This window comes from Enterococcus sp. XAF26B05_ASV22 (assembly GCF_056727285.1).
Genome location: NZ_CM161538.1, coordinates 372,308 through 397,901, shown reverse-complemented (window position 1 = coordinate 397,901; position 25,594 = coordinate 372,308). Strand labels below are relative to the sequence as shown.

Below are 25,594 nucleotides of genomic sequence, written 5' to 3'. Positions count from 1 at the left end.
ATCTTTGTACTATTCTATATTATAACAAAATAAGTCGATTTATGTGTATTCTTATCTGTCAAGACAGAAAGTTTTTTAGGAACATCCAGTTATTTACTTATTGACAATAAAAAAAGATGAAAGAAAACTAAATTAGTTTTCTCACATCCCTTTTACTATTCCTACTTTTCATTGTGGCAATAATCATTTATTCAAATACTCAAATGCATATTGTGCATATAATTCCGCACCGATCTCCATAGCATCTTCATCCACATTGAAACGTCCATGATGATGAGCCCATTGCGTATCTTTCTCTGGATTTCCGCAACCTACTAACGCAAAACAACCAGATGTATTCTCTGTAAAGTAACTGAAATCTTCTCCTCCTGTGGTCGGTGGTTCTTGAATCAATGCTGATTCACCAAAGCTTTCTTTGATGATTGCTTGAGCAAATAATGCATCTTCTTCATCATTGATTACTGGTACAGTCCCGTAATTATACTCTACTATAGCTGTACCGCCATAAACAGCCGCCGTTTGTTCAGCATAGCGTTTTAAAGCTTTTTCCACACGATCACGCGTCTCAATACTAAAACAACGTACAGTGCCATCTAAACGAGCATTTTCAGCGATGACATTGAATCGGGTACCAACATCCATTTTACCTACAGTCACTACGACTGGATCAAGCGGATTGGTTTCTCTAGAAACAATTGTTTGGACATTCATCACAAAAGAAGAAGCAATCACAGCAGCATCTACGCAAGCATCTGGCATGGCACCGTGTCCGCCACGTCCTTTAAAGTCGATTGAAAAAATATCTGCTGAAGCAAAAGACGAGCCCACAACACAAGAAACTGTTCCAGAAAGCATCTGCGACCAAATGTGAATCCCAAAAACATCATCCACACCCTCTACAGCTCCTTGGGCAACCATTGCTTTAGCTCCTTGAGCATTTTCTTCTGATGGCTGAAAGATAAAGCGAACGGTTCCCTTGATCTCTGCTTGTACTTCTTTTAAAGCTTTCGCTGCAGTCAAGAGCATTGCTGTGTGAGCATCGTGACCACAGGCATGCATTTTTCCATCTTCTAATGACTTATAAGAAATACCATCTGTTAATTCTTGAACGGGTAAAGCATCCATGTCCGCTCGCAACGCAACCGTCTTTCCAGGTTGTCCCCCAACAAGCTCCGCAATGATTCCTGTAGGTTCCGTCTTGCGATAAGGAATACCGATTCTATCTAACGTTTCAGCAACTTTTTCTGTTGTTCTAAATTCTTCAAACTGTAATTCCGGATGTTGATGTAAATCTCTTCTAAAATCTATCATTTCCTTTTTGTACTTTTGAACCAACTCTTTTAATTCTTTCAATTTATTCCCTCATTTCTATAGACTCAATAAAATACTCGAAAAGATACCTGCTAACACAACCGAAACAATCGTAACGGTTATAAATCCAGCGACTAACATCGGTGGCATCATATGACTTGTCAATGCTTCTTTTTCCTTTTCATCTTCGGTTAATGACTGAATAACTTCATTGGTGATAATGTAATCTGCTGGAAAGCCATATAAAGCAGTTAATGAGACTGCAAAAGCCATTTCTTTACTCACCCCTAAAAACTTCCCGACAATTGCAGAAAAGACATACATCCCTATCACACCAATCACAATAATGCCCACCATCGGTAATAATAATTCCTCTAGCATTTCTGGTGTTGCTTTTTTTAAGCCATCAAAAATAAAAAGCATTAATCCCAAAATAGCAAAACCAAAGCTATTCGCTTTTTTCAATGGTTGTTTTTCCAAAAAGCCTAATGTAGATGCCACAACACCTAAGAATAAGCATAAAACAAACGGGCTAATTGTTACAAAAGGTGCACACCAAACTGAAACGTAATACGCAATTAAAGTCACGATCGCCAAACGAAAGATTCGTGAAAAATCTGTATGGTATTTTTTAGGAACCTTGGTAAACATCTTAGGTGTACCTTCATCTGTTTCAGACGCTTCATTCTCTTGTTCATGAACCGGTGTCCATTCCCCACTGCGGTATTTTTCAAGCATTCGTTTTCCTTCTTTTTTCAACATGATCGACGTTAACGGATAACCTGCAAATCCTTGCATCACATAAATCAAAATAGCTAATACTGATAATGAAGTTAGACCGGCTGATTGCGCCGCTTCTGACATGATCAGTGAGGATACGATCCCTCCAACGAGTGGTGGAACAGCAACTAGAACCGTTTTAAAATCGAAAAACAATGAACCTACTGTTAATAATAATACAACAATTCCTACAATTCCTGAAAATGTGATTACGATTGTTTTCCATTGATTTGCTAGTTCCTTGATTGATAATAATGTTCCCATATTCGTAATTAACAAATACATCAATAATGTTGCAACGACTGGTGGAATTCCCGCAATCTCAACGATATTTTCTGGAAAAAATGTCCAGTAACCAATAATAAATAATACTGCACAGATAAAAACAGATGAAACCCATGCTTTGGTTTTGATTGAGACAACATCCCCAATATACAAAATGGCCATCAATAGCGTGAAAGCTGTCATTTGTGCCATATTACTCCCCCTTTTTATAGCTCATTTATTTTGTCTGAAAATTCCGACTAACGAAAGTATACTAAAGATTACACATGGATGCAATAACATAACAAATATTATTGAATTTATCCTTATACAAAAAAGTCCTAAGAAAAAATCTTAGGACAAAAAAATACACCTTATACTATGATGAGTGCTACCCTGCCAAATCAAGTCTGGCAGGGAAAGCGTTGAGCTAGACTAGGAGTCGCCTCCAACATCATAACACTCTAAAAGAATCATCTATAAAGTGACGGTATAGTTTGATTATTTAACAAATTCGATAATTACCATTGGTGCTGCATCTCCGCGTCTTGGTTCTGTCTTCAAGATACGAGTGTAACCACCTTGGCGTTCTGCGTAACGAGGTGCAAGATCATTGAATAACTTTTGTAAAGCTGATTCAACAACGATTTTTTCATCTTCTTCACGTACACTAGCAACTTCGTTTCGTACAAAAGTAGCTGCTTGACGACGAGCATGAAGATCTCCGCGTTTGCCTAAAGTAATCATTTTTTCTGTAGTTGAACGAATTTCTTTCGCACGAGCTTCAGTCGTAACGATACGTTCGTTGATAATTAAATCAGTAGTTAAGTCACGCAACATTGCCTTACGTTGGCTTGATGTGCGTCCTAATTTACGATAACCCACGTTGGTTTTCCTCCTTCGTAAAAAGTATTAATCGTCTTTACGTAAGCCTAAACCTAAATCATGTAGTTTTAGTTTAACCTCTTCAAGAGATTTACGACCTAAATTACGTACTTTGATCATTTCTGGTTCAGATTTATTTGTAAGTTCTTGTACAGTGTTAATACCTGCACGTTTTAAACAATTGTATGAACGAACAGACAAGTCTAGTTCTTCGATGGTCATTTCTAGCATTTTTTCTTTTTGTGTTTCTTCTTTTTCAACCATGATTTCAGCGTTTTTCGCTTCATCAGTAAGGTTAACAAAGATGTCTAAATGCTCCGTCATAATCTTAGCAGCTAAGCTAAGGGCTTCTTGAGGAATGATTGAACCATCAGTCCATATTTCCATTGTTAATTTGTCGAAGTCATCACGACGACCAACACGAGTGTTTTCTACTTGGTAGTTTACACGACGAACTGGTGTATAGATGGAATCAACAGGTAGAACACCAATTGGCATATCTTCCTTTTTGTTCTCGTCTGCTTGAACATAGCCACGACCAGGTTTCACTGTTAAGCGAGCATGGAAAGTAGCTCCTTCAGAGACACTACAGATAATTAAATCTTTATTCAAGATCTCAACATCGCTGTCAACGATAATATCGCCAGCAGTTACTGTAGCAGGTCCTGTAATATCGATCTCAAGGGTTTTTTCTTCTTCTGCATAAAGCTTTAATGCTAACCCTTTGATATTCAAGATAATTTGAGTTACATCTTCTCTTACACCTTTAATGGTAGAGAATTCGTGCAACACACCATCGATTTGAATATTGGTAATAGCAGCTCCCGGTAAAGAAGATAATAAAATACGACGTAGAGAATTGCCTAAAGTAGTCCCGTAACCTCTTTCCAGTGGTTCAACGACGAACTTGCCATAATCTCTATTCTCATCAATTTTTTCGATTCTTGGTTTTTCAAATTCAATCATTCTTATCTATACCCCTTTCAAAACGAAAAGTGTCTTGTTCAATGACGTTCTTAATTCAAACTCAGAATGAGTGGCACTCATTAAACACGACGGCGTTTTGGAGGGCGGCATCCATTATGAGGAACTGGAGTCACGTCACGAATTGCAGTCACTTCTAAACCTGTTGCTTGCAATGAACGAATAGCTGCTTCACGTCCAGAACCAGGTCCTTTAACTGTTACATCAACAGTTTTAAGTCCGTGTTCTTGTGCTGCTTTAGTTGCAGCTTCTGCTGCCATTTGAGCTGCAAACGGTGTTGATTTTTTGCTTCCTTTAAAACCTAATGAACCTGCAGATGACCATGCTAATGCATTACCATGACTGTCAGTGATCATTACAATTGTATTATTGAATGTAGAATGGATATGTGCAATCCCAGTTTCTATATTCTTTTTCACACGGCGTTTACGACTAACTTTTTTTGCTGCCATGAGGATCTAACCTCCTTCACTTAGGAATTATTTTTTCTTGCCTGCTACAGTACGAGCTGGGCCTTTACGAGTACGTGCATTATTTTTCGTGTTTTGTCCACGAGTTGGTAATCCACGACGGTGACGGATTCCACGGTATGAACCGATTTCCATCAAGCGTTTGATGTTCAAGTTCACTTCACGACGAAGATCACCTTCAATTTTTAACTTATCAATTTCCGCACGGATAGCATCTGTTTGTTCGTTCGTTAAATCGCGAACACGAATATCTTCAGATACGCCAACGTTTGCTAAAACTTTTTTAGCTGTAGTGTTACCAATACCAAAAATATAAGTAAGGGAAATTACTACACGTTTATCACGAGGGATGTCTACTCCTGCAATACGAGCCATTCTACGTTACACCTCCTATTATCCTTGACGTTGTTTATGTTTTGGATTTGCTGGGCAAATGACCATAACACGTCCTTTACGGCGAATTACTTTACAATGTTCACACATTGGTTTTACTGATGGTCTTACTTTCATGATAATACCTCCCTGAATTTTACGGAGTACAATTATTTAAAGCGATAAGTGATTCGACCACGAGTTAAATCATATGGAGATAACTCTACAGTTACTTTATCTCCAGGTAAAATTCGAATGTAGTGCATACGGATCTTACCGGAAACAGTAGCAAGAACTTGGTGTCCATTTTCTAGTTCAACTTTAAACATTGCATTCGGCAAAGTTTCGACGACTGTACCTTCGACTTCAATCATATCTTCTTTAGCCACGCACAGTACCTCCTTGTACTTGTTTCGCATTTTCACACGATAAAATGGCGGAAACTTCAGCTCCCACCTAGAATTTTCAATTAAGCTTCCACAAAAAGGTAGAAGTCGGACTGATACATTCTATCATAAACTATTCTATTTGGCAAGAGAATCTGTATCAAACAAAATGGTAAGTTTGCGGCAATTCAGAAAACTATTTTTTTTCAATGATTTCTTTCACTTCTGAAAAAACAGTATCGATCTCGCGATTCCCATCTATTGTATGCAATACATTTTTAGCCTTATAAAAGTCTAAAATTGGTGCACTGCTTTTGATGTTGACTGCCAGACGGTTTTTGACCGTTTCAGGCTTATCATCTTCTCTTTGATAAAATTCATGTCCGCCGCAACGATCACATGTCCCTTCCACAGTAGGAGGATTGAAGATTTTATGGTAAGTTGCTCCACATGAACGGCAGATAAACCGTCCTGCTAAGCGTTCAACTAAAATTTCCTCTTCAACATGGATGTCGATGACAGCATCAATTTTTTTATTTAATTCTACTAACATTTTATCTAATGCTTCTGCTTGATCCAAAGTACGTGGAAAACCATCTAATAAAAAACCTTTATCAGTATCAGGTTCTGCCAAACGTTCTTTGACAATTCCATTCGTTACATCGTCTGGAACCAAAGCACCTTTATCGATATAAGATTTCGCTTCTAAGCCAAGAGCAGTTTCGTTTTTCATAGCAGCACGGAACATATCTCCTGTAGAAATATGAGGAATACCATAAGTATCCACGATCTGTTCTGCTTGAGTACCTTTGCCTGCCCCAGGCAGTCCCATTAAAATGAGGTTCATTTCATTTCCTCCTAATTTTAAAGGCTGGCTTTTGAAGCTAGCCCAGAAAGAGAATGGTGCTGAGGCAATCCCTCAACACACGACTCTTACTTATTGATAAAGCCAACATATTGACGTTTCAACATTAAACCTTCTAATTGTTTCGCTGTTTCTAATGCAACACCTATCACAATCAGTAAGCTCGTTCCCCCAAGACCGATAGACTGCGGTAATTTCCAGATCATTTGAGCAATGATTGGCAATAGCGCAACTAAGCCTAGGAATATCGAACCGACAACACTTAGTCTCATTAACATTCCAGAAATATATTCTTCTGTCCCTTTACCTGGTCGTACACTTGGAATATAACTTCCTTGTTTTTGCAAGTTTTCCGCTAATTTCTCAGGGTTAACTTGAACAAAAGCATAGAAGAATGTGAAAGCAACGATCAGTACAGTATAAATAATTGCACCTGGAACGGTATTGTAACTAAAAATTTGTGTCATTACATCATACCAACCTTCACCAGAATAACTCTTAGAAAAGGCTTGTAAAACAGCATTCGGCGTTGCAATCAATGAACTGGCAAAAATAACTGGGATAACCCCCGCAGCATTTACTTTTAACGGTAAATAACTACTAGTCGGCGCACCTGAAACACGTTTTGTATATTGGATTGGAATTTTTCGTTCTGCTTGCTGGAAAAACGTTACTAACGTAACGATAACCAAAATTGCAATAATTAAAATTGCAATAAAAATAGCAGATTGCCAAATTCTAGAAGATTCAATATTGATAAAGTAATCGTCAACGATTTCTTTGATACCTTCTGGTACCCGAGAAATAATCCCAGCGAAAATAATCATTGAAACCCCATTACCGATTCCTTTTTCAGTAATTTGCTCTCCTAACCACGTAACAAACATTGTTCCACCAGTTAAAATGACAGAAATCATCACAAACGTGCTGATGTTAGGATTTTTTACGATCCCAACTGAACTTAATTGTTGAAATCCAGCAGTAATCCCAATAGATTGAGCAATACCCAAGACAATCGTTAGATACCTTGTTGCTTGATTCAATTTCTTACGTCCAACTTCACCTTGCTTAGACCATTCTACGAATTTTGGTACGATATCCATTTGTAATAATTGAATGATGATCGATGCTGTAATATAAGGCGAAACCCCCATCGAGAAGATGGAGAAATTTTGCATCGCACTACCACTGACCATATTCAACATATTTAGAAATGGCAAATTGCTTAAGTCTTGCAATCCTTTTGCATTTACGCCTGGTACAGTTATATGCGCACCTAAACGAAATACAAAAAGAATGAATACAGTAAACAAAATTTTTGATCTAATGTCTTTGACTTTAAAAGCGTCTTTTAATAGTTTAAACATTAGATCACCTCGATTGTTCCACCAGCTGCAACAATTGCTTCTTCTGCTGCTTTAGAGAATTTAGCTGCTTTCACAGTTAATTTTTTAGTTGTTAGTTCACCATTAGCAAGAACTTTGATCCCAGCTTTTTCGTTTTTCACGATTCCAGCTTCGATCAATCCAGCAGGTGTTACTTCAGTTCCATCTTCGAAACGATTTAAGACATCTAGGTTGATGACTGCATAATCTTTACGGTTAATGTTCGTGAAGCCACGTTTTGGTAAACGACGGAATAATGGAGTTTGACCCCCTTCAAATCCTAGTCTTACACCACCGCCTGAACGAGCTTTTTGCCCTTTTTGTCCACGGCCAGCAGTTTTACCATTACCAGATGAAGTACCACGTCCAACACGGTTACGTACTTGGCGTGAACCTTCAGCAGGTTTCAATTCATGAAGTTTCATTGGTTTGGCACCTCCTTAACAATGTACTATTGTAAATTAAACTTCTTCAACGTCCACTAAATGTGACACAGTGTTGATCATACCTTTGATTGCTTCGTTCGCAGGTTTCACAACAGAGCTGTTTAGTTTACCTAAACCTAATGCTTTAACTGTATCTTTTTGGTTTTGAGGACGTCCGATAACGCTGCGTTTTAAAGTTACTTTTAATTCAGCCATTATTTTGTCCTCCTTATCCTAAGATTTCTTCTACAGATTTACCACGAAGTGCTGCCACTTCTTCGGCACGTTTTAATTGTTTTAACCCTTCAACTGTTGCGCGAACAACGTTGATTGGTGTATTTGAACCTAATGATTTTGATGTAATATCTGCTACACCAGCTAATTCCAATACGGCACGAACTGGTCCACCAGCGGCTACCCCAGAACCTTCTACTGCAGGTTTCATAAGGATACGGCCACCACCAAATACCCCGATCACTTCGTGAGGGATACTAGAACCAACCATAGGCACTTCAACTAAGTTTTTCTTCGCGTCTTCGATTGCTTTACGGATTGCTTCTGGCACTTCTTGTGCTTTACCAGTCCCAAAGCCAACGTGACCGTTTTTATCTCCCACAACAACTAGTGCTGCAAAGCGTAGACGACGTCCACCTTTAACAACTTTCGTTACACGGTTGATAGAAACCACGCGGTCTTCTAATTCCAAGTGTTTTGGATCAATATAAACCATGAATGGTGTTCCTCCTTCTCCTAAAATTCTAGTCCATTTTCACGCGCTGCTTCAGCTAAAGCTTGCACGCGGCCATGGTAAAGGTATCCACCACGGTCAAAGACTACTACTTTAACGCCTTTTTCAGCGGCACGTTCAGCGATTAATTTACCAACAGCTGCGGCTGTTTCTGTTTTGTTTCCACCTGAAATTTCTTTATCTAAGGCAGAGGCACTTGCTAGCGTTACACCCGCTACGTCATCAATGATTTGCGCGTAGATGTTTTTGTTAGAACGGAATACGTTCAAGCGTGGGCACTCAGCAGTACCAGAGATTTTGTTACGTACACGACGATGTCTCTTTTGACGTGTTTTGTTTTTGTCTGGTTTTGTAATCACAATTGTCACCTCTTTATATTTGCTAGCTATTAAGCTGCGATAGACAACGGATCGTTATTTTTCAAACTGAGTTGAAAAATAACTCTCAAGCTGCTATTATTTACCAGTTTTACCTTCTTTACGACGTACGAATTCGCCAACATAACGGATTCCTTTGCCTTTATAAGGTTCTGGAGGACGAGTACCACGAATATTTGCTGCTAATTCACCAACGTGTTCTTTGTTAGCGCCTTTTACAACTACTTGTGTATTCGAAGGTACTTCTACAGTTACACCAGCTGGTGGTGTGATTTCTACTGGATGAGAATACCCAACGTTAAGAACTAATTTAGTCCCTTGCATTTGAGCACGGTACCCAACCCCGATAAGTTCAAGACCTTTTTCAAAGCCTGTACTTACACCAACAACCATGTTGTTGAAGTTTGCACGAGTTGTTCCGTGGATTGTTTTCATGTCTTTGCTATCGTTTGGACGAGTGAATGTTACTTCGTTCCCTTCGATATTCATCGTGATATCAGAAGAGAATTCACGTGTTAATTCACCTTTAGGTCCTTTTACAGTAATGTTGTTTCCTTCTTGTTTGACTTCAACGCCAGCAGGAAGTACAACGATTTTATTACCAATACGGCTCACTTAGAGACACCTCCTTGTGTGTTTTTTTAAATTACCATACGTAGGCGATTACTTCGCCGCCGATGTTTTTTGCTCTTGCTTCTTTATCAGTTACAACACCTTCAGAAGTAGAGATAATCGCGATTCCTAGACCATTCAATACTTTAGGTACTTCGTCAGATTTGACATAAGCACGTAAACCTGGTTTAGAGATACGTTTTAAGTTTGTGATAACACGTTCTTCGTTTTTACCGTATTTAAGGAAAACACGAATCACGCCTTGTTTGTCATCTTCGATATATTCTACATCGCGTACAAAACCTTCACGTTTCAAGATTTCAGCGATATCACGTTTGATTTTTGACGCAGGCACTTCTAAGCTTTCATGTTTAACCATGTTTGCATTACGAATGCGCGTTAGAAAATCTGCAATTGGATCTGTCATGACCATTGAACTATTTACCTCCTTTATGCGAGTTTACTTGTTTACCAGCTAGCTTTCTTCACGCCGGGAATTTGACCTTTATAGGCAAGTTCGCGGAAGCAAATACGGCAAAGATGAAATTTACGATAAACTGAATGTGGACGTCCGCAACGTTCACAACGAGTATATGCTTGTGTTGAATGTTTTGCAGGGCGTTTGTTTTTAGCAATCATTGATTTTTTAGCCACGTAGTTCGCCTCCTTTTATTATTTTTGGAATGGCATACCTAATTGTGTCAACAATTCACGAGATTCTTCATCTGTGTTTGCTGTCGTTACAATAACGATGTCCATACCGCGTACTTTATCTACTAAATCATAATCAACTTCTGGGAAGATTAATTGTTCTTTAACACCTAAAGTATAGTTACCACGTCCGTCAAAAGCTTTTTTGCTTACTCCGTGGAAGTCACGTACACGAGGTAGAGAAACAGATACTAATTTATCTAAAAATTCGTACATTCTTTCTCCGCGTAAAGTAACTTTTGCACCGATTGGCATGCCTTCACGTAGACGGAAACCAGCGATTGATTTCTTAGCTTTAGTGATCAATGGTTTTTGACCTGTGATCAATGCTAATTCTTCAACTGCTTTATCTAAATTTTTTGCGTTTGAAACAGCGTCACCCACACCCATGTTAATAACGATCTTATCAACTTTTGGTGTTTGCATAACTGAACTATAATTAAATTTTTCCACTAATGCTGGAGTAATTTCTTTAATATATTTTTCTTTCAGGCGGTTCATTTAGTAAGCCCCTCCTTCCTTTTAATCTATTTATCTAAGACTTCACCGGTTTTTTTAGAAACACGGACTTTTTTTCCATCGACTTCTTTGTAACCTACACGACCAGCTACACCTGTTCCGTCAATCACCATTACATTAGAAACATGAATCGGCGCTTCGACTTCTAGGATTCCGCCTTGCGGCGCTGCTTGATTTGGTTTTTGGTGTTTTTTCATGATGTTAACACCTTCAACGATGACTTTGTCTTTTTTAGGAAACGCTGCTAATACAACGCCTTCTTTATTTTTGTCTTTACCAGTGATAATTTTCACTTTATCGCCTTTTTTAACAAACATTACTGTTTCGCACCTCCTTTGATACGTGTCCTGATTATAATACTTCTGGTGCTAGAGAAACGATCTTCATGAAGTTGTTTTCACGTAATTCACGTGCAACAGGACCGAAGATACGAGTTCCACGCGGGCTCTTATCATCACGAATGATTACAGCAGCATTTTCATCAAATTTAATGTATGAACCGTCTGTACGACGAGCTCCTGATTTAGTACGAACGATAACGGCTTTTACGACTTCACCTTTTTTGACAACCCCACCTGGCGTTGCATGTTTAACGGTAGCAACGATCACGTCACCAATATTAGCAGTTTTACGTCCAGAACCACCTAGTACTTTAATCGTTAAGATTTCACGAGCACCTGAGTTATCTGCGACTTTTAATCGGCTTTCTTGTTGGATCACGATGTGTATCCCCCTTTCAGATTTTATGTCTCAATCTATATAGGAAAATCTCGTTTTTATTAGATAATAACTGCTTCTTCGACTACCTCTAGTAAACGGAAACGTTTTGTAGCTGATAATGGACGAGTTTCCATGATTCTTACGATGTCTCCAACTTTTGCAGTGTTGTTTTCATCATGAGCTTTATATTTCTTAGAATATTTCATACGTTTACCATAAATAGGATGGTTTTTCTTTGTTTCTACGACAACAGTGATAGTTTTATCCATCTTATCTGAAACAACACGACCTTGGTAAACTTTGCGTTGATTTCTTTCTTCAGTCATACGCGTTTGGCCTCCTTCCACTATTAGTTAGCTTGTTCACGCAATACTGTTTTGATGCGTGCAATCGATTGACGTACTTCTTGAATACGTGCAGTGTTTTCTAATTGACCTGTTGCTAGTTGGAATCTAAGATTAAATAATTCTTCTTTGAATTGCTTTTCTTTTTCAAGCATTTCGGCAGTGGTTAATTCTCTGATTTCTTTAACCTTCATTCGATTCACCACCCATTTCCTCACGTTTTACAATTTTGGTTTTCACCGGTAATTTGTGGGATGCAAGACGAAGAGCTTCACGAGCTACTTCTTCAGGTACGCCTGCGATTTCAAACATGATTTTACCACGTTTAACTGGTGAAACCCAGCCTTCAGGAGCCCCTTTACCTTTACCCATACGAACACCGATAGCTTTACTTGTGTATGATTTGTGAGGGAAAATTTTAATCCATACTTTCCCGCCACGTTTCATATAACGAGTCATAGCAATACGGGCAGCTTCGATTTGACGGTTAGTAATCCAGTGAGATTCAGTTGCTTGTAAGCCCCATTCACCAAATGTTACTTCTTTTCCACCTTTGGCTTCACCACGCATTTTACCTCTAAATTCACGACGGTGTTTTACACGTTTAGGTACTAACATGATTATTTCCCTCCTTTCTCAGTGTTTTTTTTCGTTGGAAGAATTTCTCCACGGTAAATCCACACTTTAACTCCTAATTTTCCGTAAGTTGTGTCTGCTTCTTCCCATGCGTAATCAATATCAGCACGCAAAGTGTGAAGTGGAACTGTACCTTCAGAGTAACCTTCTGAACGAGCAATATCAGCACCGTTTAAACGACCTGATACTTGTGTTTTGATTCCTTTAGCGCCTGAACGCATAGTGCGTTGAATCGCTTGTTTTTGAGCACGACGGAAAGCAACACGGTTTTCTAATTGACGTGCAATTCCTTCGCCTACTAATTTTGCATCTAAATCTGGTTTTTTGATTTCAATGATGTTGATATGAACTCTTTTACCAGTCAATGAATTTAATGATTTTCTTAGGTTTTCGACTTCAGATCCGCCTTTACCGATAACCATACCTGGTTTAGCTGTGTGGATTGAAATGTTCACACGATTTGCAGCGCGCTCGATCTCAATTGTAGACACAGCGGCATCAGCAAGTTTTGTCGCGATAAATTTACGGATTCTTAAATCTTCGTGTAAGAACTCAGCATACTCTTTTTCAGCATACCATTTTGCATCCCAGTCGCGGATGATGCCTACACGCATTCCAATTGGATGTACTTTTTGACCCACTGATTGTCCCTCCTCTTAATCTTTTAAGGTTCGGTTGCCACTATTTCAAAATGCTAATGCATTAAGAATAATGGACCTCCTCTTATCAAGTGACATCTGTTTAAAACAGATTATTTTTCTGATACGACTACTGTAAGATGACTTGTACGTTTATTGATTGGTGATGCTGAACCTTTTGCACGTGGACGGAAGCGTTTCATTGTTGGTCCTTCGTTGACAAATGCTTCAGATACTACTAAGTTTTCAACGTCTAAGTCAAAGTTATTTTCTGCGTTAGCAACTGCTGACATTAAAACTTTTTCAATGATTCCAGCAGATTTGTTTGGCATGAATTTCAAGATAGAAATTGCATCCGCAACGCTTTTACCTCTGATAAGATCGATTACTAAACGGGCTTTACGAGGTGAAGTGCGAACTGTTTTTGCAGTTGCCTTAGCTGATGTAATTTGTTCTGACATTTGCATTTCCTCCCCTCAAAATTAACGTCTAGTTTTCTTATCGTCGGCTCCGTGGCCACGATAAGTTCTAGTTGGTGCAAATTCACCTAATTTATGTCCTACCATGTCTTCTTGGATGTATACTGGAACGTGTTTACGTCCATCATATACGGCAATTGTAAATCCAACGAATGTTGGAAAAATTGTAGAACGGCGAGACCAAGTTTTAATTACTTTCTTCTTTTCGGCACCTTGTTGAGCTTCAACTTTTTTCATTAAATGCTCATCAGCGAAAGGTCCTTTTTTCAAACTACGACCCATGGTGAACCTCCTCTCAAAATGTACGACACATGGTCAAAAAAATTATTTAGTACGACGACGAACGATAAGTTTGTCTGATTTAGCTTTTTTATTACGAGTTTTCAAGCCGATAGCAGGTTGACCCCAAGGTGATACTGGAGCTTTACGTCCGATCGGTTGTTTCCCTTCACCACCACCGTGTGGGTGATCGTTCGGGTTCATTACGCTACCACGTACAGTTGGGCGTTTACGCATCCAACGTGAGCGGCCTGCTTTACCAATGTTGATTAATTCGTGTTGTTCGTTACCAACAGAACCAACTGTTGCACGGCAAGTTGCTAAGATCATACGAACTTCGCCTGAATTCAAACGGATTAATACATATTTGCCTTCTTTACCAAGTACTTGTGCACTTGTTCCAGCAGAACGGATTAATTGACCGCCTTTACCAGGTTTCATTTCAATATTGTGGACAACAGTACCGACTGGAATGTTTTCCAATGGTAATGCGTTCCCTACTTTAATATCTGCTTCAGTACCGGAAACAAGGCGCATGCCTACTTCCAATCCTTTTGGTGCTAGAATGTATGCTTTGATTCCATCTTCGTAATGTACTAACGCGATGTTAGCAGAACGGTTTGGATCATACTCAATCGTTTTGACAACCGCTACAACGTTATCTTTATTACGTTTGAAGTCGATCATACGGTATTGACGTTTGTGACCGCCACCTTGATGACGAACTGTAATACGACCATTGTTGTTACGACCGGCATGGTTTTTTAATGGCGCCAACAACGATTTTTCAGGTGTTGATGTCGTGATTTCAGCGAAATCAGATGCTGTCATATTACGACGGCCATTTGTGGTAGGTTTATACTTTTTAATCGCCACGTCTTTTTCCCTCCCATTTAATAGTTAACATGGACTGCTTATTCAGCAGCATCGAAAATTTGAATTTCTTTTGAATCATCTGTTAATGTCACAACAGCTTTGCGACGTTTTTTTGTGTAACCAGCGTGTTTACCCATACGTTTAAATTTAGGGCGCACGTTAATGATGTTTACGTTTTTAACTTTAACATCAAATGCTGCTACAACAGCTTGTTTTACTAAAGTTTTATTTGCGCGAGTGTCCACTTCGAAAGTGTATTTCTTTTCGTCCATAGCAAGCATGGATTTTTCAGTGATCACTGGGCGTTTGATTACGTCTAGTAAGTTCATTATGCAAGCACCTCCTCAATTTGAGTAAGAGCAGTTTGTGTTGCCAATACTTTAGTATTAGAAACGATATCTAAAACACTTACGTTATCAGAAGTTACTACAGAAACGTTTGGTAGATTACGTGCAGACAAAGCTGCAAAATCATTTCCAGTTTCTAAAACAACTAATACTTTCGCATCAATAGATAAGTTTGTTAGAACTTGTTTGAATTCTTTTGTTTTTGGTGCATCAAAGCCTAAAGCTTCAACAGCTACCAAATTGTTTTCAGCAACTTTATCTGATAATACAGATTTCATTGCTAAACGACGAACTTTTTTAGGAAGTTTGTAGCTGTAAGAACGCGGTGTTGGTCCGAAGACTACGCCACCTCCACGCCATTGTGGTGAACGAATTGAACCTTGACGAGCACGACCAGTTCCTTTTTGACGCCATGGTTTACGGCCGCCGCCACGAACTTCTCCGCGGTGTTTTACTGAGTGTGTACCTTGTCTTAATGAAGCACGTTGCATGATGATTGCATCGTAGACAACTGTTTCATTTGGTTCGATTCCGAAAATCTCTTCGTTTAAAGTGATTTCGCCATTTTGAGTTCCATCTTGTTTAAATAATGCTACATTCGGCATTCCTTAGTTCCTCCTTTCCCTACGCTTATTTAGCTTTCACAGCTGATTTGATTGTGATTAATGATTTTTTCGCTCCAGGAATGTTACCTTTAATCATGATTACATTTCTTTCAGCGTCCACTTTAACAATTTCAAGGTTTTGAATTGTTACGCGGTTACCACCCATACGGCCGGCAAGTTTTTTATTTTTAAATACACGATTAGGTGCAACTGGACCCATTGACCCAGGACGACGGTGGTAACGTGAACCGTGACTCATTGGTCCGCGGCTTTGTCCGTGACGTTTGATAACGCCTTGGAATCCTTTACCTTTCGAAGTTCCTGTAACATCAATAATGTCACCTGCTTGGAAAACATCTACCTTAATTTCTTTACCTACTTCATATTCTCCTAGCTCAACATTTTTGAATTCCTTAATGAAGCGCTTAGGAGCCGTGTTTGCTTTTGCAACATGACCTTTCGCAGGTTTGTTCGCTAATACTTCACGTTTGTCTTGGTAACCGATTTGGATAGCTTCGTATCCGTCAGTCTCAACAGTTTTTACTTGTAAAACTACGTTTGGCGTAGCTTCAACTACTGTTACTGGAATTAATTCACCAGACTCAGTAAAGATTTGTGTCATTCCCACTTTTTTTCCTAAGATTCCTTTGGTCATGAGTACACCTCCATCATCTTGATTTTATAGTTTGATTTCAATATTCACACCAGATGGTAAGTCAAGCTTCATTAAAGCATCAACTGTTTTTGGTGTTGGGTTCACAATGTCGATTAGACGTTTGTGCGTACGCATTTCGAATTGTTCGCGTGAATCTTTGTATTTATGAGTCGCACGAATAACTGTGTAAAGCGAGCGTTCTGTTGGTAATGGAATTGGTCCTGACACGTCAGCTCCAGTTCTTTTTGCTGTTTCCACAATTTTATCCGCTGATTGATCTAAAATACGGTGTTCATACGCTTTTAAACGGATACGAATTTTTTGTTTTGCCATCTTGTTCCCTCCTTCGCCTATTTTGAAAGTAGACATAGCTCCACGAAAATTTTTCCGTCACGCTCGTTCGTGGCAAAGCGTCCGGGCGTGTCGCAACCTCTCGTTTCTTAGCCGGTAGATCAAAAGCTTGATTTACCAATGCTTTTACACTTCTGTAAATAGCACCTTTGTAATTATATTACAGAAACATAGTAATAGCAAGGTTTTTTTCAGAAAAAAGACATTTTTTTTGTAAGCATTCTTTTGATTATTATTCTTTTGTATACAACTGATTCAGTCAGCAATAAAAAACTGTATATATAATAGAAGGAAAGTGAATCGTTTTGACAACGGAAGCTCCTTGCGCGCAACTACTATTTTGAAGCAAAAAAAGACGAGCCTGGGACATAACTAAAAACGTTATGTTTCAGGCTCTTAGTAACCGAATAAACGGTGGGCGCAGAAGCAACTCCTTCCTTTTTAACAAAAATACTTGTTTATAGTTGACTAATCATTCGTTCAACATTCATATACTGAAAATCTTCTGGTTTCATAAAAACAATCTTAGACGTACATTTTTCCTGATCAACAATCCCTCGTATTTGCTCCTCATATCTTGCAATTTGAGGTGTTAAAAGTAATACATCATAATTTTTAAACATAAGTTTCTCTTGAATACGACTTACAGGTGCATAATCGATTGCGTATTCTAACTCTTTTTCCCTAAGAGACTCGAGAATTTTTGAAACCAATAATGAAGCACTGATTCCAGATTCACAGATAATCAAAATCGTTTTTTCCATATCAACCCTCCTGCTAATCGACATTCTTTTTTCCCGAACACTAAGCTCACCTTATTGTAAGCTCGCTAAACCTATTGGAGAAAAAGCAACATAAGTCAAAATGACAATTACCACCAAAACAATCGAAACGACTCTCGCATAACGCCAAGGTTTGATGTCTACTTTCGTATCGAAGGACTCCAACACAAATGTTCCATCTGGTTTCCACTTAGAAATTGCCAACATGATCAAAATATCTAAGAAAAATAGCAGACTCAACACATACAAGAAATGAATATCTTTCAAAAAGACTTTTGATAATACATACAACACAATATGAATCGCAATTGTTGATTTCGCTGCGATAGCTGTCGCTTTTTTCGAATAAAAGGCAAACAGGATAATAACCAACAACGGCATATTATATAATCCGTTGAACTCTTGTACAAACTGATATAATCCTGCTGGAGCGAAGGAAATGAACGGTGCAACAATCACAGATATTACGCCAACTATTATAGTAACAATTTTCCCAGCCCGAGCAATTTGTTTATCATCCGCTTGTTTATTAATCACAGGTTTGTAGAAATCTAACGAAAATAGAGTCGCTGTTGCATTCAACGCACCCGCAAAGGAAGACAGAATTGCCCCGAAAATCACAGCTGCAAATACACCAAACAATGCTTGAGGTAAAACCTCCGTCACAAGATATGGGTATGCATTGTCGGGATTACTCATCAGTGCATCACCGAAAATATTACGTGCGACGATACCTGGAAATACTAAGAACAACGCACCAAATACTTTGAAAAGTCCTACGATAAAAGTTCCTTTTTGCGCTTCTGCTAGATTTTTCCCTGATAACGCTTTTTGCACAATCATTTGATTCGTACACCAGAAATATAAATTATTGAACAACATTCCCGTGATCAACGTTGGCCAAGGGACAATCGCTGAATCGATTGCGCCAACAGAGTTTAACAACCACGGAGTATGGTCGACAATATAATCCACACCACCAATAAAGTTCCCATCACCTAGTTTCATTACACCTAAGATTGGAATCAATAAACCACAAATCAACAACCCAACACCATATACGGTATCGCTATTGGCACTCAATGATAATCCACCAATCAATAAATAGAGAATTCCGATCACGCCGATGATTAAGGCAACCAAAATAATGGCGACAATCGGACGAACACCTAACAATTCATCTATATGAAAAATTTTATTAAAAACGAGTGAACCTGAATATAAAACAACTGGTAAAAATGAAATCATATATGTCACGATAAATAGAATCGAAATAATCCGTTTCGTTACTGTATCATAGCGAATTTCAATAAAATCTGAAACGGTGTTGATACCATATTTGAAATATTTCGGTAAAAAAATGACCGCTAAGGCAACAATTGCAATCGCAGCTGTTACTTCCCACGCCATAACTTCCATACCAGCGTGATAACTTTGCCCGTTCTGACCAACGATTTGTTCAGTGGATAAATTCGTCATGATAATAGAACCTGCAATCGGCAAAGCGGTCAGGCTTCTCCCTCCCATAAAGAACCCTTCTGATCCAGAAGTATCTACACCTTTCGCACGACTGTACGCAAAAATCCAAACACAAGCCACGATTACGACAAAACTAATAAGAGAAAATAGATTCATAGAATTCCGCTCCTTTTTTTGTTTTTAAATACTCGTGATTTCGTGAATGTAGTCTCTCGCTTTCACTGCGTATTCAAAAGGATTAGCCTGCGCCGGATCTTGTTCGGCTTCAACAACAATCCACCCTTCGTAATCACTACTCTTGATAACTTCCCAAATCGGTGCAAAATCGATCATCCCGTCTCCTGGAACAGTAAATACTCCTGACTTAACTGCATTTAAAAAACTTTGCTCCGTTGTGCTGACTTGTCTTGCTATCTGCTCTCGTATATCTTTAAAATGAATGTGTTTGATACGCTCTTGATATTTTTGATAAATTTCAATTGGGTCTTCGCCAGAAAAGACCAAATGTCCGGTATCAAATAGCAAAGAAACTTTTTCAGGATCTGTCAAGTCCATCAAACGAGTGATTTCTTCTGTCGTTTGCACACCTGTCCCCATATGATGATGATAAACAATCGTCATTCCTTTCGCATTTACCAACGCACCCAAGCGTTCCAAACCAGTTGCTAATGCTTGCCAATCTGACGCAGAAAATACCGGCTTTTCTTTGAAAATTGCTAGATCCATCTGACCCTGAATGCTATGTCCTTGTTCCGACACAACAATCACTTTGGCCCCCATAGCATGGAGAAAATTCATATGTTCAATAAACGCTTGCTCTGTCTCTTCATACGGTTTCGTTGTTAAAAAGGCACTAAACCAAGCACTTGCGACTGACAACCCTCGAATATCAAGATACGGTCGTAAGACATCTGGATCTTTCGGGTACTTATTCCCAATTTCAGTCCCTACATAGCCGGACAAAGCCATCTCACTAATACACTGCTCAAACGTATTTTCTTTCCCTAACTCTGGCATATCATCATTTGTCCAAGCAATCGGCGCAATGCCAAAACGGATTTTTGACTCATTCATTTTATTTTTCTCCCCTTTCAAAGGACTGCTATCTATAGATTTTCAATTGTGATCAATTCATTTGTTTCAAATGATTGTTTACACGCTAGTGCGATTTTAGTTGACTGCAGCCCATCATAAGCTGAAACTTGCGGTTGACGTTTTTCTTTGATACATGCAATAAACTCTTTCGCTTCATTAACGAAAGCTTCACGAAAGCGTTCTGGAAAATCTTGTGAGCAAGCTCGTACAACGCCTTTTTCATCCATGATCGTAACAAGATTTTTCTCTGGCGCCGCTGCTACTCTAAGCATCCCTTTCGTTCCAATCAGCTCAGTTTCTACATGGTAACCATGATGACAATTACGACCTGCAACTAAGATCGCCATCGCTTGGTTTTCCAATTGCATCATGGCCGCTCCTGTTTCCAATTCTCCTACTTTATCCAATTCAGGATATGCAGCATTTTTCCCTAGCGCCCATACTTTACTTACTTCTTTTTCTGTAAACCAACGGACTAAATCGATATCGTGAATTGACATATCCATAAAAATCCCTCCACTATCACTGGCGCCCGCAAATTTTACAAAGCTTTCCATACCTGAACTAGGATCGATACTATAACAGCGCATCAGAGTCAGTTCCCCTAATTCCCCATCTTCTACTAATTGTTTGGCATAGCGGTACGAATCGTCATAACGACGCATGAATCCCAACATAAATACTTGTTCCGGACGACTTTGAATTACCCGCTCTGTCGCTTTGATTTCAGCTAAATCCAAGCCAATCGGTTTTTCACTGAAGACGTGTTTACCATGTTCCATCGCCAATTGAATCTGCTCGCAGTGAAACCCAGAAGGGGAAACAATAAACACCGCATCAATCGTTGGACTTTTGACCATTTCTTCATAGTCTTGATAGGTTTCTTCTACCCCTAATTCCCTGACTGCATAATCCAATTCTTCTTTTACAAAACTACAAGCGGCAATTAATTGACACCCTTGAACATTTTCAGCTAAATTTTTTGCGTGAACTTTCCCTAAACGGCCTAAGCCAACAATTCCAACCTTGATTTTTTCCACTCTTTACTTCCTCCTATAATTAAAAGTTAAATGTTGATTTATTTAATAAAGTTGCTTCATTTATATAATGCTGGACATTCAGGTAACTGAATCAATGTTCGCTCACCTGTATCTCTAGCCTTACCACAAGCGTCCATCGTAACGGCCGCCGCATAACCATCCCAAGCAGTCGGTCCAGTTAGATTGCCCGTTTGAATCGAACGAATCCATAATTCAAATTCATAGTCATACGCTTCAACAAAACGAGTTTGCCAATCTGGTGCGATCTTGGTATAATTTTTTCCTTTTGCCTTCACATGTGTGTATGCTGGATCTTCTAATCCAATTTCTCCCGTTTCACAGACAACATCACATTTGATATCATAACCAAACTGACAATTAACGAAAATCTCTAAATCGATATGGACACCAGAAACTGTTTCTAAAATCAACATCTGTGGATCATGCAGTTTTTCATGTGTGAAACTCGTTTGTTTAGGCAAAATCATTTGAGCTGAAATATAATCTTCTTGAAGCAACCAACGCAAAGCATCGAGTTCATGGATTCCTGTGTTAATGATCGCCATTGGCGTTAAATAGTTTTCATCTGCCGTTGGGTTTCTATGGGCGCAATGAAGCATCAAAGGCTCCCCGAATTTTTTGGTTTCGATGGCTTCTTTCAATTCAATATAACCTCGATCGTATCGTCTCATAAAGCCGACTTGAACTAGTTTCTTTCCTGCTTTTACTTCAGCATCAACGATTCGTTTACAACCTGCGCTATCTGTCGCTAAAGGTTTTTCACAGAAAACATATTTTCCATGTTTAATTGCTTCTAAAACATATTTTTCATGGGTTGGATCCCAAGAAGTTACCACAACAATAGCCACATCAGGTGAAGCAATCAATTCTTCTCCTGTTTCAAAAAAGACAGCATCAATCTGATTTGCTAAACGCTGAGCTTGTTCTACGTTTATATCTGATACCGCAGTCACGTACGCGCCTTGCACTTTTTCATTGATTCGTTTAATATGTTCGATGCCGATTGCACCTGTCCCAATGACGCCAACTTTTAAATCCATTGTTTTGCCTCCATTTTCTTTTTTACAAACCTGCTGGACAACTTCCTTAGCCACACTGTAACGTATGCGCTTTCAAAAAATACTTCTTTGCATATGGACTATAACTCGTTAAGCTATAGCCTATAGACCTAGAATTTGAACACACGGTAAGATCAGAAACAACTCCTTCTTATTTCGTGAAGTGAAACGCTCCCGATCCAACCTATTGTCATGCTAATACTCTTTGGCTTTTTCCAACATTTTTTGACTACGCTCATACGACTCTTGAACTGCCAGACTTTTTGAAACTTCTGCAACCCCAACGTGCCACCAACTGTCATACCCATCTGACATTGTTTTTGGTAAAACCTTCATTTCAATCAGAGTAGATTTTTCTTGTTTTTTAGCATCTTCTAGCGCTGCAATCAGTTCTTCTTTTGTATTAGCACGATAACTTTTGGCGCCATACCCTTCCGCAACTTTCGCATAATCTATATTCATGATTTGCTCACGATGATCTCTAAATTCACACTTATAGCTACTGCTACCATTAGCCATTTGTAAATTATTGATACAGCCAAATCCAGAATTATCGAATAACAAAATATTGATCTTTTGCCCATATTGCAATGCCGTGATTAGTTCTGAATGAAGCATCAAGAAACTCCCGTCACCTACCATGGCATAGACTTCTTGTGTTGGACTGGCTAATTTCACGCCTAAAGCACCACTGATTTCATACCCCATACAAGAATAACCATATTCAAGATGATACGTATTCGGCACGAGTGGATTCCATAAACGCTGCATATCACCAGGTAAAGAGCCAGCTGATGCAATGACAATACTGTCTTTAGCTACGTTATTATTAACTGTAAGAAATGCACTAGTTTGAGCCAATTCAGTCTGTAGCGTATCCGAATATTCATTGAGAATTTCTTGCGTGAATTGGTCTTTAATCTCTGGAGAAAAGTTCTCCCTCGAAAAAGAAATATCACCTAGACGCTTCCTTTCAACAGCCCATTCTTCTTTCAGATCCTTGATAATTTCACCAAATGACGTTTGATAGTCTGCCAACATCGGGATCAGATTCTCTACTGTCTCTTTTGCATCGCCGATAAGCTGGAACGCATCAAACTTATAGGCCTGCATGCGATTGACATTGATATTCAAAAATTTCGTTTGGTCATAATTAAAAGCGGTTTTAGAAGACGTGGTGAAATCCGTATACCTTGTACCGATTCCAATAACCAAATCAGCTTGTCGAATTGCCTTATTAGCAGCCAAAGTTCCTAAAACACCCGTACCTCCTAAGTTATTTTTAAAGTCTGCTTCTACAGTTGATTTACCTGCAGGTGTTTCAACTAACGGAATCCCACATTGTGTAGACAAATGAATCAATGCTTCCCGTGCCTGGGAATACTTTGCTCCACCTCCAACGATAATGACTGGTTTCTTACTTGTCGTGATTCTTTCTACGGCACCATTTAGTTCACGTTCTGTAGGAACTTGCCGATCAACGTAATGCACCCTCTTTTTAAAAAATTCTTCATCGTAATCATACGCTTCTGCTTCAGTATCTTGAGCAATACAAATCGTTGCCGGACCACAGCTCGCTGGATTCGTCATGACTTCAAACGCTCGTAGCAGACTACTCATCAATTGTTCTGGTCGTTGAACACGATCCCAATATTTAGAGACCGCTTTAAAGGCATCATTCGTTGTGATTGCCGCACTGGTTTCGTGTTCTAATTGTTGTAAAACTGGATCAGGCTGACGTGTAGCAAACGTATCTGCCGGTAAGATCAGCACTGGAATGTTGTTGGCAAACGCAGTTGCCGCCGCTGTGAGCATGTTGGCAGATCCTGGACCAGCTGAAGCTGTAACAGCAAAAATTTTCTGTCTTAATTTCTGCCGACTATAGGCTACTGCTGCATGTGTCATCCCTTGTTCATTTTTCCCTTGAATTACCTTCAAATGCCCTGGATTTTCTTCAAGTGCTTGACCGATTCCTAAGACATTCCCATGACCAAAGACATTAAAAATACCTTCAACAAAAGGGAATTCTTCACCATCAACTTGAATATATTGTTGATTCAAAAATTTAATCAGTGCTTGTGCTGTGGTTAATCGAATTTTTTTAGCCATTACTTTCCCGCCTTACTTTAATCAAGATTGATCTGCAATTAATTGTTCGATTTCTTTGGCTGTTGGCATTGCTTCTGATGAACTATGTTTACTAACAACAATAGCCGCCGATGCACTTCCATATTTCAATGCGGTTTCAATGTCTTTCCCTGTATTTAATGCATATAAAAAGGCTGCTGCATAAGAATCACCTGCACCGAACGTTTTCAAGACTTGGGTCTTATACGAACCCGCTTGATAGGTTTCTCCCTTTTTGGTATAGGCATAAGAACCTTTTACGCCATGCTTGATCACAATCAATTCAGGACGATGCTGAAATAGATAGTCTGTAGTCGCTTGATTTGTTCCACCTTTTTTGCCTTCCATTTCATCATATTCATCTCTTGTACCGATCACAATATCAGCATTTTCAGCAGCAATTGAATAATAAACGGAAACGTCTTCTGGTGATTGCCATGTGTACGGACGATAATCTAGTTCAAACGCAACTTTCACCTGATTTTTTCTAGCATAAGCAATCGCTTTTAATACCGCCTCTCTGGAAGGACTTTGCGCAAGTGCCGTTCCAGATACCAACAAGAGATCTGTTTGTTTGATGTATTCTTCATCGATTTCTTCTGGCGCTAGGTACAAGTCCGCCACTTGATCTCGATACATCAAAATGCTGCATTCTTCTGGGCTTTTGATCTCCGTAAATGCCAATCCTGCTTTGTGTCCTTTTTGATCAGTGAACAGTTGGCTCGTATCTATTCCAGCTTCGCTCATGTATTCTTTGATGAAACGTCCATGCTGGTCATCTGAAATTTTCCCAATAAAACCAACTTTCACACCTAACTTGGCACTGCCAATTGCGATATTTGCTGGTGAACCACCTACATATTTTTTAAAGGTCATCGTTTCTTCCATCGGTCGATCATACTCCACTGCATTCAAGTCAATACACGCTCGACCAAGGGCAATCATATCAAATATTTTTGTCATCCTTG

At 39.1% G+C, this 25,594-nt stretch carries 38 protein-coding genes; all 38 read right to left on the bottom strand.

Annotation, left to right across the window (positions count from 1 at the left end; translation table 11 throughout):
- Positions 1–183: 183 nt before the first annotated feature.
- Complete coding sequence (locus tag AC1PU0_RS02100) at positions 184–1,353, bottom strand: M20 family metallopeptidase (protein WP_206848425.1); 1,170 nt, start codon at positions 1,351–1,353, stop codon at positions 184–186.
- A gap of 15 nt (positions 1,354–1,368) precedes the next feature.
- Positions 1,369–2,568: a hypothetical protein gene (locus tag AC1PU0_RS02095; RefSeq protein WP_069654053.1), complete on the bottom strand. Its 1,200-nt coding sequence runs from the start codon at positions 2,566–2,568 to the stop codon at positions 1,369–1,371.
- Between the two features lie 288 nt (positions 2,569–2,856).
- Positions 2,857–3,240: a 50S ribosomal protein L17 gene (rplQ, locus tag AC1PU0_RS02090; RefSeq protein ID WP_010761666.1), complete on the bottom strand. Its 384-nt coding sequence runs from the start codon at positions 3,238–3,240 to the stop codon at positions 2,857–2,859.
- Between the two features lie 27 nt (positions 3,241–3,267).
- Positions 3,268–4,206 carry a DNA-directed RNA polymerase subunit alpha gene (locus AC1PU0_RS02085; RefSeq protein ID WP_010761667.1) on the bottom strand — a complete coding sequence of 313 codons (939 nt, stop codon included), beginning with the start codon at positions 4,204–4,206 and terminating at the stop codon, positions 3,268–3,270.
- An 80-nt stretch (positions 4,207–4,286) separates the two neighbouring features.
- A complete protein-coding gene (gene rpsK / locus AC1PU0_RS02080; protein ID WP_010761668.1) occupies positions 4,287–4,676 on the bottom strand; it encodes a 30S ribosomal protein S11 in 390 nt (129 codons plus the stop codon).
- A gap of 27 nt (positions 4,677–4,703) precedes the next feature.
- Positions 4,704–5,069 carry a 30S ribosomal protein S13 gene (gene rpsM / locus AC1PU0_RS02075; protein WP_010766211.1) on the bottom strand — a complete coding sequence of 122 codons (366 nt, stop codon included), beginning with the start codon at positions 5,067–5,069 and terminating at the stop codon, positions 4,704–4,706.
- 18 nt (positions 5,070–5,087) lie between these two features.
- A complete protein-coding gene (rpmJ, locus tag AC1PU0_RS02070; RefSeq protein ID WP_002288710.1) occupies positions 5,088–5,204 on the bottom strand; it encodes a 50S ribosomal protein L36 in 117 nt (38 codons plus the stop codon).
- A 32-nt stretch (positions 5,205–5,236) separates the two neighbouring features.
- On the bottom strand, positions 5,237–5,455 hold the full coding sequence (gene infA / locus AC1PU0_RS02065) for a translation initiation factor IF-1 (RefSeq protein WP_002356224.1): 219 nt from the start codon (positions 5,453–5,455) through the stop codon (positions 5,237–5,239).
- A gap of 193 nt (positions 5,456–5,648) precedes the next feature.
- Complete coding sequence (locus AC1PU0_RS02060) at positions 5,649–6,299, bottom strand: adenylate kinase (protein WP_069654054.1); 651 nt, start codon at positions 6,297–6,299, stop codon at positions 5,649–5,651.
- Positions 6,300–6,385: 86 nt separating this feature from the next.
- Positions 6,386–7,684: a preprotein translocase subunit SecY gene (gene secY, locus AC1PU0_RS02055; protein ID WP_069654055.1), complete on the bottom strand. Its 1,299-nt coding sequence runs from the start codon at positions 7,682–7,684 to the stop codon at positions 6,386–6,388.
- The gene (gene rplO, locus AC1PU0_RS02050; protein ID WP_069635452.1) at positions 7,684–8,127 is read right to left on the bottom strand and encodes a 50S ribosomal protein L15; all 444 of its coding nucleotides are present in this window, start codon (positions 8,125–8,127) and stop codon (positions 7,684–7,686) included. Before rplO ends, secY begins: the two co-directional genes overlap by 1 nt.
- A 36-nt stretch (positions 8,128–8,163) precedes the next feature.
- Positions 8,164–8,343, bottom strand: coding sequence for a 50S ribosomal protein L30 (gene rpmD, locus AC1PU0_RS02045; protein ID WP_010761673.1), 180 nt, complete (start codon positions 8,341–8,343; stop codon positions 8,164–8,166).
- Between the two features lie 13 nt (positions 8,344–8,356).
- Positions 8,357–8,857 (bottom strand): 30S ribosomal protein S5, encoded by a 501-nt coding sequence (gene rpsE, locus AC1PU0_RS02040; protein ID WP_010761674.1) that lies wholly within the window; start codon positions 8,855–8,857, stop codon positions 8,357–8,359.
- Between the two features lie 20 nt (positions 8,858–8,877).
- Positions 8,878–9,234 (bottom strand): 50S ribosomal protein L18, encoded by a 357-nt coding sequence (gene rplR / locus AC1PU0_RS02035; protein WP_010761675.1) that lies wholly within the window; start codon positions 9,232–9,234, stop codon positions 8,878–8,880.
- A gap of 96 nt (positions 9,235–9,330) precedes the next feature.
- Positions 9,331–9,867 (bottom strand): 50S ribosomal protein L6, encoded by a 537-nt coding sequence (rplF, locus tag AC1PU0_RS02030; RefSeq protein ID WP_069645935.1) that lies wholly within the window; start codon positions 9,865–9,867, stop codon positions 9,331–9,333.
- 31 nt (positions 9,868–9,898) lie between these two features.
- Entirely contained in the window at positions 9,899–10,297 is a 399-nt protein-coding gene (gene rpsH / locus AC1PU0_RS02025) for a 30S ribosomal protein S8 (RefSeq protein ID WP_010761677.1), read from the bottom strand.
- A gap of 35 nt (positions 10,298–10,332) precedes the next feature.
- Positions 10,333–10,518, bottom strand: coding sequence for a type Z 30S ribosomal protein S14 (locus AC1PU0_RS02020; RefSeq protein ID WP_002356214.1), 186 nt, complete (start codon positions 10,516–10,518; stop codon positions 10,333–10,335).
- Positions 10,519–10,536: 18 nt separating this feature from the next.
- Positions 10,537–11,076, bottom strand: coding sequence for a 50S ribosomal protein L5 (rplE, locus tag AC1PU0_RS02015; protein WP_010770625.1), 540 nt, complete (start codon positions 11,074–11,076; stop codon positions 10,537–10,539).
- A gap of 26 nt (positions 11,077–11,102) precedes the next feature.
- Positions 11,103–11,411 carry a 50S ribosomal protein L24 gene (rplX, locus tag AC1PU0_RS02010; protein WP_010761679.1) on the bottom strand — a complete coding sequence of 103 codons (309 nt, stop codon included), beginning with the start codon at positions 11,409–11,411 and terminating at the stop codon, positions 11,103–11,105.
- A 34-nt stretch (positions 11,412–11,445) separates the two neighbouring features.
- On the bottom strand, positions 11,446–11,814 hold the full coding sequence (gene rplN / locus AC1PU0_RS02005; protein ID WP_010761680.1) for a 50S ribosomal protein L14: 369 nt from the start codon (positions 11,812–11,814) through the stop codon (positions 11,446–11,448).
- A gap of 59 nt (positions 11,815–11,873) precedes the next feature.
- Positions 11,874–12,140, bottom strand: a complete 267-nt coding sequence (gene rpsQ, locus AC1PU0_RS02000; protein WP_010761681.1) for a 30S ribosomal protein S17 — start codon at positions 12,138–12,140, stop codon at positions 11,874–11,876.
- Positions 12,141–12,163: 23 nt separating this feature from the next.
- A complete protein-coding gene (gene rpmC, locus AC1PU0_RS01995) occupies positions 12,164–12,352 on the bottom strand; it encodes a 50S ribosomal protein L29 (protein WP_010761682.1) in 189 nt (62 codons plus the stop codon).
- On the bottom strand, positions 12,342–12,776 hold the full coding sequence (rplP, locus tag AC1PU0_RS01990) for a 50S ribosomal protein L16 (protein ID WP_010761683.1): 435 nt from the start codon (positions 12,774–12,776) through the stop codon (positions 12,342–12,344). The genes rpmC and rplP overlap by 11 nt, the downstream gene beginning before the upstream one ends.
- Positions 12,777–12,778: 2 nt before the next feature.
- The gene (gene rpsC, locus AC1PU0_RS01985) at positions 12,779–13,435 is read right to left on the bottom strand and encodes a 30S ribosomal protein S3 (RefSeq protein WP_010766221.1); all 657 of its coding nucleotides are present in this window, start codon (positions 13,433–13,435) and stop codon (positions 12,779–12,781) included.
- Positions 13,436–13,545: 110 nt separating this feature from the next.
- Entirely contained in the window at positions 13,546–13,893 is a 348-nt protein-coding gene (gene rplV / locus AC1PU0_RS01980) for a 50S ribosomal protein L22 (protein WP_010761685.1), read from the bottom strand.
- A gap of 21 nt (positions 13,894–13,914) precedes the next feature.
- On the bottom strand, positions 13,915–14,193 hold the full coding sequence (gene rpsS, locus AC1PU0_RS01975; protein ID WP_010761686.1) for a 30S ribosomal protein S19: 279 nt from the start codon (positions 14,191–14,193) through the stop codon (positions 13,915–13,917).
- A gap of 42 nt (positions 14,194–14,235) precedes the next feature.
- Positions 14,236–15,066, bottom strand: coding sequence for a 50S ribosomal protein L2 (gene rplB, locus AC1PU0_RS01970; RefSeq protein WP_069654056.1), 831 nt, complete (start codon positions 15,064–15,066; stop codon positions 14,236–14,238).
- Between the two features lie 38 nt (positions 15,067–15,104).
- The gene (gene rplW / locus AC1PU0_RS01965) at positions 15,105–15,395 is read right to left on the bottom strand and encodes a 50S ribosomal protein L23 (RefSeq protein WP_010761688.1); all 291 of its coding nucleotides are present in this window, start codon (positions 15,393–15,395) and stop codon (positions 15,105–15,107) included.
- The gene (gene rplD, locus AC1PU0_RS01960) at positions 15,395–16,018 is read right to left on the bottom strand and encodes a 50S ribosomal protein L4 (protein WP_010761689.1); all 624 of its coding nucleotides are present in this window, start codon (positions 16,016–16,018) and stop codon (positions 15,395–15,397) included. Before rplD ends, rplW begins: the two co-directional genes overlap by 1 nt.
- 25 nt (positions 16,019–16,043) lie before the next feature.
- Positions 16,044–16,673, bottom strand: coding sequence for a 50S ribosomal protein L3 (gene rplC, locus AC1PU0_RS01955; RefSeq protein ID WP_010766222.1), 630 nt, complete (start codon positions 16,671–16,673; stop codon positions 16,044–16,046).
- Positions 16,674–16,697: 24 nt separating this feature from the next.
- Entirely contained in the window at positions 16,698–17,006 is a 309-nt protein-coding gene (gene rpsJ / locus AC1PU0_RS01950; RefSeq protein WP_002389727.1) for a 30S ribosomal protein S10, read from the bottom strand.
- A 476-nt stretch (positions 17,007–17,482) separates the two neighbouring features.
- The gene (locus tag AC1PU0_RS01945) at positions 17,483–17,788 is read right to left on the bottom strand and encodes a PTS sugar transporter subunit IIB (RefSeq protein ID WP_206848424.1); all 306 of its coding nucleotides are present in this window, start codon (positions 17,786–17,788) and stop codon (positions 17,483–17,485) included.
- A gap of 51 nt (positions 17,789–17,839) precedes the next feature.
- A complete protein-coding gene (locus tag AC1PU0_RS01940) occupies positions 17,840–19,441 on the bottom strand; it encodes a solute:sodium symporter family transporter (protein ID WP_206848423.1) in 1,602 nt (533 codons plus the stop codon).
- Between the two features lie 24 nt (positions 19,442–19,465).
- Positions 19,466–20,359 (bottom strand): myo-inosose-2 dehydratase, encoded by an 894-nt coding sequence (gene iolE, locus AC1PU0_RS01935; RefSeq protein ID WP_206848422.1) that lies wholly within the window; start codon positions 20,357–20,359, stop codon positions 19,466–19,468.
- Positions 20,360–20,391: 32 nt separating this feature from the next.
- Positions 20,392–21,420: an inositol 2-dehydrogenase gene (gene iolG / locus AC1PU0_RS01930; RefSeq protein WP_069641191.1), complete on the bottom strand. Its 1,029-nt coding sequence runs from the start codon at positions 21,418–21,420 to the stop codon at positions 20,392–20,394.
- Between the two features lie 56 nt (positions 21,421–21,476).
- The gene (locus AC1PU0_RS01925; RefSeq protein ID WP_206848420.1) at positions 21,477–22,481 is read right to left on the bottom strand and encodes a Gfo/Idh/MocA family protein; all 1,005 of its coding nucleotides are present in this window, start codon (positions 22,479–22,481) and stop codon (positions 21,477–21,479) included.
- 213 nt (positions 22,482–22,694) lie between these two features.
- Positions 22,695–24,608, bottom strand: coding sequence for a 3D-(3,5/4)-trihydroxycyclohexane-1,2-dione acylhydrolase (decyclizing) (iolD, locus tag AC1PU0_RS01920; protein ID WP_206848418.1), 1,914 nt, complete (start codon positions 24,606–24,608; stop codon positions 22,695–22,697).
- Positions 24,609–24,629: 21 nt separating this feature from the next.
- The gene (iolC, locus tag AC1PU0_RS01915) at positions 24,630–25,589 is read right to left on the bottom strand and encodes a 5-dehydro-2-deoxygluconokinase (protein ID WP_206848416.1); all 960 of its coding nucleotides are present in this window, start codon (positions 25,587–25,589) and stop codon (positions 24,630–24,632) included.
- Positions 25,590–25,594: the final 5 nt, after the last annotated feature.